This window comes from Massilia sp. HP4, assembly GCF_005222695.1.
Classification (GTDB): domain Bacteria; phylum Pseudomonadota; class Gammaproteobacteria; order Burkholderiales; family Burkholderiaceae_D; genus Telluria.
The window spans coordinates 1-12,335 of sequence record NZ_STGG01000033.1 but is presented as its reverse complement, the minus strand read 5'-3'; the positions used below and the strand labels follow the sequence as shown (position 1 = coordinate 12,335).

15 protein-coding genes are annotated in these 12,335 nt (G+C 63.9%); 9 read left to right on the top strand and 6 right to left on the bottom strand.

Features of this window, described 5'->3' with window-relative positions; all coding sequences use genetic code 11:
• Window positions 1–61 precede the first annotated feature (61 nt).
• Both E8M83_RS12395 and E8M83_RS12390 read right to left on the bottom strand, forming a co-directional pair.
• On the bottom strand, window positions 62–409 hold the full coding sequence (locus tag E8M83_RS12395) for a hypothetical protein (RefSeq protein ID WP_137173667.1): 348 nt from the start codon (window positions 407–409) through the stop codon (window positions 62–64).
• Window positions 410–492: 83 nt separating this feature from the next.
• Window positions 493–957, bottom strand: a complete 465-nt coding sequence (locus E8M83_RS12390; RefSeq protein ID WP_137173666.1) for a glycine zipper 2TM domain-containing protein — start codon at window positions 955–957, stop codon at window positions 493–495.
• A gap of 281 nt (window positions 958–1,238) precedes the next feature.
• Here E8M83_RS12390 and E8M83_RS12385 point away from each other — a divergent pair, with 281 nt between their 5' ends.
• From E8M83_RS12385 to E8M83_RS12375, 3 genes are all read left to right on the top strand, one after another.
• The gene (locus E8M83_RS12385; protein ID WP_137173665.1) at window positions 1,239–1,790 is read left to right on the top strand and encodes a hypothetical protein; all 552 of its coding nucleotides are present in this window, start codon (window positions 1,239–1,241) and stop codon (window positions 1,788–1,790) included.
• Between the two features lie 82 nt (window positions 1,791–1,872).
• Window positions 1,873–2,187, top strand: coding sequence for a BON domain-containing protein (locus tag E8M83_RS12380; protein ID WP_137173664.1), 315 nt, complete (start codon window positions 1,873–1,875; stop codon window positions 2,185–2,187).
• 44 nt (window positions 2,188–2,231) lie between these two features.
• Complete coding sequence (locus tag E8M83_RS12375) at window positions 2,232–3,473, top strand: AI-2E family transporter (protein WP_137173663.1); 1,242 nt, start codon at window positions 2,232–2,234, stop codon at window positions 3,471–3,473.
• 54 nt (window positions 3,474–3,527) lie between these two features.
• Here E8M83_RS12375 and E8M83_RS12370 read toward each other — a convergent pair whose 3' ends face one another.
• On the bottom strand, window positions 3,528–4,442 hold the full coding sequence (locus E8M83_RS12370; RefSeq protein ID WP_137173662.1) for a YihY/virulence factor BrkB family protein: 915 nt from the start codon (window positions 4,440–4,442) through the stop codon (window positions 3,528–3,530).
• 131 nt (window positions 4,443–4,573) lie between these two features.
• Complete coding sequence (locus E8M83_RS12365; RefSeq protein ID WP_137173661.1) at window positions 4,574–5,602, bottom strand: OmpA family protein; 1,029 nt, start codon at window positions 5,600–5,602, stop codon at window positions 4,574–4,576.
• Between the two features lie 525 nt (window positions 5,603–6,127).
• Between E8M83_RS12365 and E8M83_RS12360 the strand changes: the two genes are divergently transcribed.
• From E8M83_RS12360 to phbB, 5 genes are all read left to right on the top strand, one after another.
• Window positions 6,128–6,751, top strand: coding sequence for a winged helix-turn-helix domain-containing protein (locus E8M83_RS12360; RefSeq protein WP_137173660.1), 624 nt, complete (start codon window positions 6,128–6,130; stop codon window positions 6,749–6,751).
• A gap of 287 nt (window positions 6,752–7,038) precedes the next feature.
• Entirely contained in the window at window positions 7,039–7,785 is a 747-nt protein-coding gene (locus E8M83_RS12355; RefSeq protein ID WP_137173659.1) for a glutathione peroxidase, read from the top strand.
• 2 nt (window positions 7,786–7,787) lie between these two features.
• Entirely contained in the window at window positions 7,788–8,675 is an 888-nt protein-coding gene (locus tag E8M83_RS12350; RefSeq protein ID WP_137173658.1) for a zinc-dependent peptidase, read from the top strand.
• A gap of 75 nt (window positions 8,676–8,750) precedes the next feature.
• The gene (locus E8M83_RS12345) at window positions 8,751–9,305 is read left to right on the top strand and encodes a hypothetical protein (RefSeq protein ID WP_137173657.1); all 555 of its coding nucleotides are present in this window, start codon (window positions 8,751–8,753) and stop codon (window positions 9,303–9,305) included.
• Between the two features lie 168 nt (window positions 9,306–9,473).
• Window positions 9,474–10,238, top strand: a complete 765-nt coding sequence (gene phbB / locus E8M83_RS12340) for an acetoacetyl-CoA reductase (protein WP_137173656.1) — start codon at window positions 9,474–9,476, stop codon at window positions 10,236–10,238.
• Between the two features lie 67 nt (window positions 10,239–10,305).
• Here phbB and E8M83_RS12335 read toward each other — a convergent pair whose 3' ends face one another.
• Entirely contained in the window at window positions 10,306–10,896 is a 591-nt protein-coding gene (locus tag E8M83_RS12335) for a hypothetical protein (protein WP_229491502.1), read from the bottom strand.
• A 9-nt stretch (window positions 10,897–10,905) separates the two neighbouring features.
• Window positions 10,906–11,757 (bottom strand): hypothetical protein, encoded by an 852-nt coding sequence (locus E8M83_RS12330; RefSeq protein WP_137173655.1) that lies wholly within the window; start codon window positions 11,755–11,757, stop codon window positions 10,906–10,908.
• Window positions 11,758–11,959: 202 nt separating this feature from the next.
• Here E8M83_RS12330 and E8M83_RS12325 point away from each other — a divergent pair, with 202 nt between their 5' ends.
• Window positions 11,960–12,277 carry a transposase gene (locus E8M83_RS12325; protein WP_137173654.1) on the top strand — a complete coding sequence of 106 codons (318 nt, stop codon included), beginning with the start codon at window positions 11,960–11,962 and terminating at the stop codon, window positions 12,275–12,277.
• Window positions 12,278–12,335 lie beyond the last annotated feature (58 nt).

Sequence of the window (12,335 nt, the reverse complement as noted above, 5' to 3'; positions counted from 1 at the left end):
CAAAAAAAGCGGTCACCGAGGTAACCGCCATATGCCTGTTGCCTGCCGGCCCGATAACTGCCTATTGGCGCGGCATCGGCTTGCCCAGCTGCGCTGTTTCGCGCTGCCAGGTCGAGCGCGCCGCGTCCAGGCACGACTTGCGCTCGGCCGCCGGCGCCTTGCGGCAGGCGTTCTGTGCTTCCTGCAGCGCGGCGCCGAGTTCCTTGCGCAGGGTTTGTTGTTCGGGATCGTTACGATACCAGCGCGCCGGATCGCCGTTGGCGATTTCCTGGGCTTGCTGGCGGGCGATGGTCGGGTTGACCGTCGCGTCGGTCCCGGCCTGCGCCTGCTCCTGGGCCGATGCCGAGCATGCGGCGCCAGCCAGTGCGCAGGCGCCGAGGCCGCGCAGGATGCGGATGAGAGTTGCCATGCTTGCCTCCAGCTGTTCGGTGGCCGGCGCGCCGGCCCGGGTTGCATGAGGGCAGGCTAGCGCGCCGCACTCATGCCGTCGGATCAGTAACGGTAGACGCGGCCGTCGACGATGCGCACGCGGTTGCCCACGCGCAGGTCATAGGCGCTGTCCTGGGTCACGGCGCGGTATTCGCCGTTATCCATGCGCATATTGATTTGGTACATCTCTGGACCTGCGGCATTGCGGTTCTTCTCGACGTTGTTACCCACCACGGCGCCGGCCAGGCCGCCGGCCACGGTGGCCGCGGTACGGCCGCCGCCGCTGCCGATCTGGCTGCCGGCCAGTGCGCCGACCACGCCACCGAGCACGCCGCCCGCGCCGCTGGTGCGATTCTCGCCCTGGACCACCTGGATCGATTCGATCACGCCGTAGCCAGCCGAGGCGGTGCTGCTGCCCGAACCATAGCCATTGTTATGGCCGTATGGCTGGGAACTGTTGCTGGCGCAGCCAGTGAGAAGTGCGCCGGACGCCAGCAGGGCGACGATAAATTTACGGTTAGCATTCATGTTGTTCTCCTGACAAAAGTATGAATCCAGAATAGTCAGGTGCCCGAGCAGGGTCTGTGCGTTGCCGCACCCACCTTGCCCCCAGGGTAAAGCCTGCCGCTATGCGCGAGGGCGATCCGGGCATGCGGCATCTGCCCGATTTTTCCTAACCACGTTTGTCCAATATTTGGCTCAACAGAGACGTGCGACAACACTCTGCCGCTTGTGTTCGGCACCGAACAGAAGGCGCGTTCGCGACATGTAAAGATGTCTCCAGTGTTGACAAATGGAGAACAAAAACAATGAAGACTTCGCATGCGCTCCTCCTGATCGGTGCAGCCCTTGGCTGGGCTGGGCAGGCCGTCGCCCAGCAGCCGGCGCCGGATGCGAAGATTGTCTACCAGCAGACGATGGATGGCGCCGAGACCGCCTATGACGCCGCCAAGACGCGCTGCGATGCGCTGGCCGGCATCCCGCACGAGATCTGCGTTGCCGACGCCAAGGCGGCCCGGGTGCGCATCGAAGAAGAGGCGGGCGCTGCCTACAAGAACACGCTGGCGGCCTATACCCAGGCGCGCATGCGCATTGCGTCGGCCTATTACGAGCGCGACAAGACGCGCTGTGGCGCCGCGGTCGGCAACGACCGCGAGGTGTGCCAGCGCCAGGCCAAGGCGACGCTGGTCGCCAGCCAGGCCGATGCCAGGGCCGACCGCAAGGCGATCGAGGCGCGCCTCGATGCGCAGGACGTCAAGATCGACGCCGAATACCGCGTCGCACTGCAGAAGTGCGATGCCTACGCCGGAGAGGTCAAGGAAGGTTGCGTCAGCACCGTCCGGACCGCCTACGGCAAATAAGAACCCGCGGGCCGGATTGCCGGCGCCGCCCAACCCGCCCGCAAGGGTATTGCTGCACCATGACCATCAATAAGGAGCCATCATGAAAATCGCTAAAAACCTCATCTCCGCAGCTTTCGTCGCCACCGTCGCCATCACCGCCGTCGGCTGCTCGTCGACCAACAACCAGGCCAGCACCGGCGAATACGTCGATGACACCGTGATCACCACCAAGGTCAAGGCTGCCCTGATCAATGACCCGAACGTGAAGGCACGTGAAGTCAATGTCGAAACCTTCAAGGGCGACGTCCAGCTGTCGGGCTTCGTGTCCGATCCACGCGACGCACAGCGCGCCGTCGAGATCGCACGCGGCGTCAAGGGCGTGACCTCGGTCAAGAATGACATCCGTGTGAAATAATATGCGCACAACCGGGGCGGCCCGGTATCTCGTTCAGGCACACCATGCAGCTAGCACAACCCGATCCGGCCACGCCGGCAGCATCCAACCTTTCGCCTGATCCAGCCGCCCCTGGCGACGCCGTCCGCGCCGAGACGCGCGGCGGCGACGACATCGCCTTGCACATTGGCGGCATGCGCGTGCCGCTGCACGTCAATGCTCGCGGGCTATCGCTCGGCATCCTCGCCACCATCGCCTTCGTATTCGCGCTCCAGTGGGCGCAGAAGTTCTTCGTGCCGCTGCTGCTCGGCATCCTGATCGCCTATACGCTCAATCCCGTGGTGCGCTGGCTCGAACGCTGGCATATCCGCCGCATCGTCGGCGCGACCCTGGTCACGGCCGTGATCGTCGGCGCCATGGCGGGCACCTTGTACCGCCTGCAGGGCGAGTTCTTCAATATCCTCGACGAATTGCCGACCTTGACCACCAAGGTCACCCGCATCCTGACCAATACCAGCGGCCAGCGCTCGACCCTGCAGCAGATGCAGGCGGCGGCAGCCGAGATCGAGCGCGCCGCCAACAATGTGGGCGCCGACGCCAGGCGCCAGGCGCAGCAACGGCGCCAGTATCCGCCGCCGGCGGCCGCGGCCAGTTCGCCGATCCGGGTGATGGATTGGGTGCTGGCCGGCTCGATGAGCCTGGCCGCCTTCATGTCGCAGGCGACGATGGTGATCTTCCTGGTGTTCTTCCTGCTGCTGGCGGGCGATACCTTCAAGCGCAAGCTGGTCAAGCTCACCGGGCCCTCGCTCACGCGCAAGAAGGTCACGGTCCATATCCTTGACGACATCAATACCTCGATCCAGAGCTATATGTTCATGCTGCTGGTGACCAATATTCTGCTGGCCCTGCTGATGTGGGGCGCGCTGCGCCTGATCGGTCTCGAGAATGCCGGCGCCTGGGCCGCCTTCGCCGGCGTCGCCCATCTGATGCCGTATTTTGGCCCGCTCGTGATCACGGTCGCGACCGGCATGGCGGCCTTCTTGCAGTTCGAGACCCTGAGCATGGTGATGCTGGTGGCCGGCGCCTCGCTCGCGATCGCGACCCTGGTCGGCATGGTCGTCGCCACCTGGATGACCGGCAAGATCGCGCGCATGAATCCGGCGGCGGTGTTCGTCAGCCTGCTGTTCTGGGGCTGGTTGTGGGGCGTCTGGGGCTTGCTGCTGGGGGTGCCGGTGGTGATGGTGCTGAAGGTGGTGGCCGAGCGGGTCGAGGGGATGGAAGTGGTGTCGGAGCTGCTGGGCGAATGAGGCAGGGACGCCGTGGGGTAATGGGGTGGCGGCATGGCCGCCACCCCGTCAACCTCAGGCCGCGCTGGCCTTCGGTTCCACGCCGGTGATTTCTTTCGGCTTGTTGTGCAAGCTACCCATCTGCAAGGCATACTGGCGCGCGAATTCGGCGCCCAGGAAGAAGATCTGCGCCGAGTAATACACCCACAGCAGCAGCGCGATCAGCGAACCGGCGGCGCCGAAGCTGTCGGTGGTGCCGCTGTTGCCGATGTACAGGCCGATCCCGAACTTGCCGAGGGTGAACATCGCCGCCGTACCGAGCGCGCCGATTGTGACGTCCTTCCACGACAGGCGCACGCGCGGCAACAGCTTGTAGATCACGCCGAACAGGGTGGCGATGACCAGGAAGCCGAGGCCCGAGGCGATCCAGCCCATGACGATGGCGGCTTCCTGCCACACACCGGTGATGAACTTCTCGGCCACGGTGGTGGCGGCGCTGACGACCAGCGACACCATCAGCAGGAAACCCAGCACCAGGACCATGCCGAACGACAGCAGGCGGGTGCGGATCGTGTTCCAGATGCCGGCATCCGGCGGCGCCGGAAGACCCCAGATCTCGTCCAGGCTATCCTTCAACTCTGAAAACACGGTGGTGGCGCCGACGATCAGCAGCACGGTGGCGACGATCGTGGCGAAGCGTCCCGATTCCTTGTTCTGGGCGCCGGCCAGGATGGCCTGGATCGTGTCCGCGCCTTGCGCACCCAATAGCCCGCGCAGCTCGGCCAGCAACTGGCCTTGCGCGGCTTCCTCGCCATAGAAGAAACCGGCGACGGCAATCACCAGCACCAGGATCGGCGCCAGCGAAAACAGGGTGTAGAAGGCCAGGGCGGCGCCCTTGCTGGAGGCACGGTGGTCCAGCCATTCCGTCACCGCGCAGCGCAAGACCTTCAAAATCTGGTGCGTGTAAGGGAACCATTTTTTAACTGCCATATCCCATCCTCCAAATGAAAAGGGGGCCGAAGCCCCCCGCATAAGCGTTGCCGCGACCACCCGCCGTCCCGGCCGCCGTACAGGACGGCGGGCGGGACGACGCGTGCTTCGGGGCGGTGTCGCCTAAGGAATTACTGCTGGACCGGCACTTCGACCGTGATCTGGTCGACTTCGACGCGGCGGTTAGGTTCCAGGCAAGCGATCAGCTGGGCACGGTTCTTTTGCTGGCACTCGACCAGTGGGTTGGCTTCGCCCTTGCCGATGGCGCGCAGGCGGTTGCCGTCGATGCCCTTGCCGACCAGGTATTCACGCACAGCGTTGGCGCGGCGCTCCGACAGCTTCTGGTTGTACGACTCTTTACCCAGACGGTCGGTGTAGCCGGTGATTTCGACATTGGTCACCGAGGTGTCGGCTTGCAGGGCAGCGGCGATCTCGTCCAGCTTAGGCGCCGGGGTGATCACTTCGGCCTTGTCGAAGGCGAACAGCTTGGTGGCTTCCAGGGTCACTTTCTGGAAGCGCGGTGCTGGTGGCGGTGGCGGTTCGACTGGAGCCGGTGCTGGAGGCGGCGCCTCGACCACTGGGGCTGGAGCCGGTGCCGGCGGTGCTGGCGGCGGGTTGAACGCGTAGTTCAGGCCGACGGTCAGCATCTTGTTGTTGCTGCGCTTGAAGCCGAATTCTTCGTCGTCACGCAGGAAGCCGCGCACGGTGCGCAGGTCGGCCTGCAGCGACCATTGCGGGGTCAGGCTGGCCTGGAAACCGATACCGACGGTGGCGTACGGCGAGTTCTTGGCGACGTTGCGGAGCGGGTTTTCAACCTTGTCGCGCTCGACACCCAGGCCGAACAGGACGAATGGACGGAAGCGCTCGCGGCTCAGCATCAGCAGGGCATCGGCGCCCAGCAGGGTCTGGCGATATTCGGCAGGGCCCTGCTCGAAGCGGGTCTGGCTGGCGCCGATCTGGATATCCCAGTTCTGGTGTACCGCCTTACCGAACTTCAGGCCGCCACCGGTGTCGCGATCATCCACGCCGAAGTCGGCATCCGGCTTCACGTGGTTGACGCTTGGCTGGATGTACCACGATGGGTTGAGCTCTTGGGCGAGGGTGGCGCCGGATGCGCACAGCAGTGCAGCAGCCAGGGCGATCTTCTTGGTATTGTTCACAGGTAACTCCCGTAGGTTAAAAGTTGATGACAACGCATACGTCAGCAGCGATGTTGGATAAAGAATAACAGTGCAAGTTCCGTAAGCTCGGTGCGGTAGCGCACCCAACGCAGAATGGCGATGCGATTTTACAACAGTGGTAAAAATCTCACATTTCCAAGATGAAACGAACTGTAACGGGTTTGTCATCTCCCGCAGGTGCGAAGTGGCGCTGGCGACTGTCACCCCGCTGTCACGTGGACATATCGTTATCAGGGAAGGGTGACATGCCATCCTGGCAATATCACGTCTTGCAGGCGGGCTGCAAGGTAGAGGGGCCGCCATATCGCCGGCGGTCGCGCCGGCGACGTCCTCCAGGAGATGCCCTCAGGAATGTTGTCGAATGTTGGATGGCGCACAGACCATGGTGTCTGATACAGGCAATCTTGAGGCCAGTTAAGCGGAACCGAGATGTTGTCAGGGTGTCATACGACACACAGCGACCCGGACCACACAGTCTCACTCTCTATATTGGAGCTCATCGATATGCATGCAACGACTCAGCACAACGCGGTATCTGGCGAAACCGGCGCAGTGCACACTTCCAGCAATTCGGCGCTGATCGAGCGCGTCCCGCCACAACCGACCGAGCGCGCCCCGATTTCGCTGGCCCCGATCGAGCGTGTGCGTTCGACCTCGGCCACCCAGCGTCGCATCGAAAACATGCAAAAGCTGATCAACGAGCTGTCGAACCACGAAATGCTGGCCGACGAAATCGCCTGGTTCCTCAAATTCTCTCCATCGGGCGCGCGCAAGTACATCCGTGACCTGCGCGAAGCCGGCGTGATCGAACTGGCGCGCTATATCGAAGGCACCGCCACCTACCTGGGCAAGGCCGTGTACCAGATTTCGCCAGATCCAGATCGTGTCAAGGCCTTCCTGGCCGCGATCTGCCAGCCGAAGCGCGAAGGCGCCGCACCGCGCAAGGAGCGTCCAGGCCTGCGCGAGCAGAATATGGCCGGCAGTGGCCGCCACTTCCACATCCTGGCCGACGACACCCACTACGCCATCCGCGTGAACCGCAGCCCGGTCGCCCGCGACCCGCTGGTGGCTGCCCTGTTCGGCCCGGCGCCAGGCCAGAACGCCGTCGCCGCGAAGGAACGCGCCTGAGTGCGCGCCCGGGGCCGGCGCGGTAGAGACCCGCAATGGCCCTGGTTCGACGATCGCTGTCGTCATTTTGCCGCGCTTAATGCGCGGCTTTGTTTTGTGCGCTAGATCCGCGGCTTTGTTTTTTGTGGAGCGTGCGCGGTGTCCCGGTCGGGTACGGGCCGCGCGCCCCCATCGGTCTTTCGGTCGACCGATAATTTGCAATCGCCATGTTGAAAACCGGTCAATAATCCTCACTTGTCCGCCATGTCGCCGCTCAGCGGTGCACGTTCAACCAGATAGGAGTGACGATGTTACCGAGTGCCGAATCGCTGGAAGGAAAGCCAGTCCCCGAAGTGGTCTTCAAGGCCAGGCCTGACGATCAGTGGCGCGATGTGCGCTCCGACGAGCTGTTCAAGGGCCGGACGGTCGTCGTGTTTTCGCTGCCGGGCGCCTTTACGCCAACCTGTTCTTCGACCCATTTGCCGCGCTATAACGAATTGGCGCCGGTGCTGCGCTCGCATGGGGTGGACGACATCCTGTGCATCTCGGTCAATGACGCCTTTGTCATGAACCAGTGGAAGGCCGGCCAGGACGCGGGCAATATCACCGTCATCCCGGATGGCAATGGCGATTTCACCGAGGGCATGGGCATGCTGGTCGACAAGCGCGACCTGGGTTTCGGCCGCCGCTCGTGGCGTTATTCGATGCTGGTGCGCGATGGCGTGATCGAGAAGATCTTCATTGAGCCGGACCGCGAAGGCGACCCGTTCGAGGTTTCCGATGCCGATACCATGCTCGCCTACCTGGCGCCGGGCGCCGAAGTGCCGGAGCCGGTCGTCATGTTTTCGCGTCCCGGCTGCCCCCACTGCGCGCGTGCCAAGCAGGCGCTGCGCGACAACGATATCCACTACACCGACATTTCCGAAGACCAGAAGATCAATACCATCGTCTTGCGCGGCGTGACCGGGCGCATGACCTGGCCGCAAGTCTTCGTCGGCGGCGAGCTCATTGGCGGCGCCGACGAGGTGCAGGCCTGGCTGGCGAACAAAGGCTGAGCATGGAAGGCATCCTGGTCGGCGCGCTGGGCCTGGGCTTGCTGACGGCCTGGCTATGGCCGAAGTGGCGCCTGCGGCGTGCGCTGGCGCAGCCGCTGCCGGCCGCACAGGTCGCCATCCTGGCGCGGAATGTGGCCCAGTACGGCGGCATGGACGAAGCACAGCGGCGGCGCCTGCAGCGCATGGTCCAGCAATTTCTGCATGAGAAGAAATTCGTCGGCTGCGCCGGCCTGGACGTCACCGACGAGATGCGGGTGACGATCGCGGGCCAGGCCTGCCTGCTGCTGCTGGGGCGGGTCGCCGACACCGGCAAGCCCGATATCTATCCCACGCTCGACCTGATCCTGGTCTATCCCGGCGCTTTCCTGGTGCCGCGCAAGCAAGTCGACGTGTCCGGCGTGGTGACCGAGGAGCGCCAGGATTTATTGGGCGAGTCCTGGGGCGATGGCCGCGTGATCCTGTCCTGGGATCATGTGCGGCGTGCCGGCCATGTCGAATCGGCCGGGCACAATGTGGTGCTGCACGAGTTCGCCCACCAGCTCGACAGCGAGTCGGGCAACACGAATGGCGCGCCCTACCTGGGCAGTAGCGAGCGCTACCGCAGCTGGTCCGAGGTGCTGACGCGCGACTATGCCAACCTGCGGCACGAGGCGATGTGGGGCATGCAAGGCGTGCTCGACCACTACGGCGCAACCAATCCGGCCGAATTCTTCGCGGTGGCCACGGAAAGCTTCTTCGAGCAGCCGCACCAGCTGGCGGCGCGACACCCGGCGCTGTACGACGAATTCCTCAAGTATTACCGAATCGACCCACGTCAATGGCAGGTCGCTCCACCGCCGCCGGTCGTGGAACCGCCGAGCTATGGCGTGGTCTATGGACAGTGGCGCTAGACAGCGTGCGATTGCGTACAGATGGGTGGACGCGACAGGCGCATTCTTGAGCTACCCATCCAGGAGGATTCGCCTATGTCCACCATCATTGCAGGACGTTTCCAGCTTCAGGAAGACGTCGACCGGGCGCGCAGCGCCCTGGTCGACGCCGGTTTCGCTGCCGACCGTATCAGCGGCTTTTACCTGACCCAGCCGGGCCAGCACGATATGACGCCCATTGGCGGCGACCACATCCAGTCGCCCGGCGCCAAGGAGGCGCCCGAGGGCGTCGTCAAGGGCGTGGCTACCGGCGGCGCCGTTGGGGCCGCCGTGGGCGCCGCGACCTCACCGGTCACCGGGCCGTTGGGTCCGATCGTCGGCGGACTGGTGGGCGGCCACGTCGGTTCGCTGTTCAGTTTCAGCAAGATGAAAGACCGGGGCGAACCCGAAGAGGGCGGCGAAAATACCGTCCCGCCGCGTCCGGCCGGCATGCTGGTGGCGGTGGCCTTCGACGATCCCGATCAACAGTCGCGCGCGGTGGACCTGCTGCGCCAGCTGGGCGCCCACCATATCGAGCGCGCCCAGGGCAATATCGTGAACGGCGACTGGGCCGATTTCGATCCTTCGAGCAGGCCTGACGTCATCGCCTGACGCCACGATCATCGCTGCGGCGCCCGCCGGCTTGCGCTTGCGGCGCTTGCTTGCACGTCGGCTTTGCCCTGTTCACACTTGATCCTGATCAACAGCCACCTGTTGTCGCTTCCCTACACTCGGATGCTCGCATCGCGCCATTGGCGCCAACGAGAACAGGAGCGAGACATGGCAGGAGACGCAGGAACGCAAGACAGGCGGGTAGCCCTGGTGACGGGGGCGATGGGCGGGCTGGGCACCGAGCTGTGCCGTCGTCTGCATGCGGAGGGATTCCTGGTGGCAGCCACCCACTCGCCGCAAAACGCGCGCCGCGAGGCCTGGCTGGCCAGCCAGCAGGCGGAGGGCATCGCGGTGCGGGCCTACGAGCTCGACGTTTCGAATGGCAATGCCTGCGACAACATCGTGCGCCGCGTGCTGGGCGACCTCGGGCGCATCGATGTGCTGGTCAATAATGCCGGCATCACGCGCGACCGCAGCATGCGCAAGATGAGCCAGGAAGACTGGTATACGGTGATGGGTACCAACCTCGACAGCGTATTCAATATGACCCGGCCGGTGCTCGAGGCGATGATCGCGCGGCGCTGGGGGCGCATCATCAATATCTCGTCGGTCAATGGCCAGCAAGGCGCCTTCGGCCAAGCTAATTACGCCGCGGCCAAGGCCGGCATGCACGGCTTTACCAAGTCGCTGGCGCTCGAAGTAGCGCGCCACGGCATCACGGTCAATACGGTCTCGCCCGGCTACCTCGACACCGCCATGGTGAGCCAGGTGCCGCAAGAGGTGTTGCGCGACCGCATCCTGCCGCAGATTCCGATCGGGCGACTGGGCAAGCCGGCCGAGGTGGCGGGCTTGGTGGCTTACCTGGTGTCGGACATGGCGGCTTATGTGACCGGCGCGAATATTGCGATCAATGGCGGGCAGCATATGTGCTGAGGTTAGGGACGGCCGCCTTGTGGAGTGGCCGCGCCTGGCGGCCACCGGCTGAGGAAGGATTGCCGGCTCAGGCCATGGCGCTTGGCGGCGTCGGCGTGAGCGCATCGAGCGCGGTGCTGTGCAGGTGGATTTTCTCAAGGGCCAGTGCGACCGGCGTCGGCTGGCCGCTGGCGACGGCGCCGGCGAGCGAGAGCAGGCCGCCGACCAGGCCGGTGACCTGGCCGATCACGCCGATGCGTCGGATCTTTTCCGCGGCCTCGGCGGTGAGCGCCACCAGCCGGCTCTGCGGCTGGTCGAGGCCCTGGATGACGAAGGCCGCGGCGTCGGCATACAGGGTATTGGCGCGCTGGCGCAGCACCATTTCATCGTCCAGCAGCCTGCGCATGGCGTCCTGCACATGGCTGGGCACGCTGCGGCCATCATAGCTGCGAATTTCGCCCAGGATGCGTTCGTGCAGGCGGTCGGCGATGGTCGACAGGCCATCGGCCAATTCAACCACGTGCTGCATGCTGGACAGGCCGCGATCGGGACCGGCCCTGGCCACGCCTGACGCGGCGGCCACGGCAGCGCCGGAGGAGGCTGCCGGTGCCGCAGCGGCTCCGTCCGGCGCCTTGCCCACCTCCGCCATATCCGGCTTGCCCTGTGATGACTCTTGCATGACACCTCCTCAATCGCCGTTGAGCCCATCGCGGATCGCGCGCAAGTCGCGGCCATAATTCGCGAGCATGCGCCGGGTCTCGTCGCTGGTCAGCTTGTTCATGTTCTCGCGCATCTTCTGGTGCCCGAGCGCCACCTTGGTCAGTCCCTGCAGCGCCAACTCATAGCGCCGGTCGATGAGTTTGTACTCGGTCGATTTGTTCAGGTAATGCACCTTGGCCAAGGTGACGAGCATGCGGTCCGAATTACGATTCGAAAACGGAATCTCGACATCGAAAATGCCGAGCACGGTCTTCTTCTCATTCTCATTGGTCTTGTAGTAAAGACGGGTGAGCGAGATCATGGCATCGAGCAGCACCTGCACATCGGCATCGCCATCGCGCACCATGGTCTCGACGCTGCGGTTCTGGTACCCCGACGCGATCACGCGCGTAAGAAGCCGGGTCATCCCCGTATACGCAGCCACATGCCTCTGCTGCAAGCCCGACTCCGCATTCGCCTTCAGCCCATTGCCGAGATCATCAATCCGCTCTGACAAGTCATACCGCCCATCTCCCGCGAGCAAGCTGAGGGTCTGCATATACAGCACGAGCGTCTTCTGGATGGCAACGAAATCGTCATACACAGCCCGCCTGCGCACATCGTTCTCGCGCGCGATACGTTCAGCCTGCGGCGACAGATAAGGCTGTTCCCGCTCAAACGTATCCCGATACCGCCGCGACAATTCCGCGTACCCACCCAGCTTGGCCGACGCATCCGCGAACTCGCGCACCTCCTGCAAGCTGACCGACCCATGGGACGCGCACCCGCCGAGCAGCACCCCCATCCCCAACACCAGCCCCACCGCAACCCGACGCAGCATCGTGGATCCCCCCAGCGGCAGCCCAAAACCCCATTCTTCCAAATCCCCAATCACCCCACATTGCCAATTATCAATCCCACCCGTAATCCCCGAAAAATAGGGTCAGAGTTGAATTAAATGACAACTTCTAAAGTTATCAAATAATTCGACGCTGAGGTAGCCCGGGTTTGGTGGACATCCAGAATAGGAGACAATAAGGCCTATGGATGACACTACGACCCCAGCAGTAAAACGCACTGTTCATACGAGCGACTTCAAGAGGCGGGCCGTTACCAGGCTCAAACAAGAAGGCAACGCGACGGCGCTTGCGCTCGAGCTTGGAGTGCCGCGCAACCAGCTATACAAGTGGGCTAAGCGGTTTGAGGAAGCCGGCACTGACAAGGCCTTCAAGGGCCCTGGGCGCCCGGCTGGAGTGGAAGAAGATGAGCTTGCCAAGCTGCGCCGTGAAAATGAGCGTCTCAAGGTGGAGAACACGATCTTAAAAAAAGCGGAAGCGTACTTTGCGCGCCGCAAGCCGTGAAGTACGCGTTTATCCACGAGCACGTCGGCGTGCATCCAGTGGCTGTGATGTGCCGTTT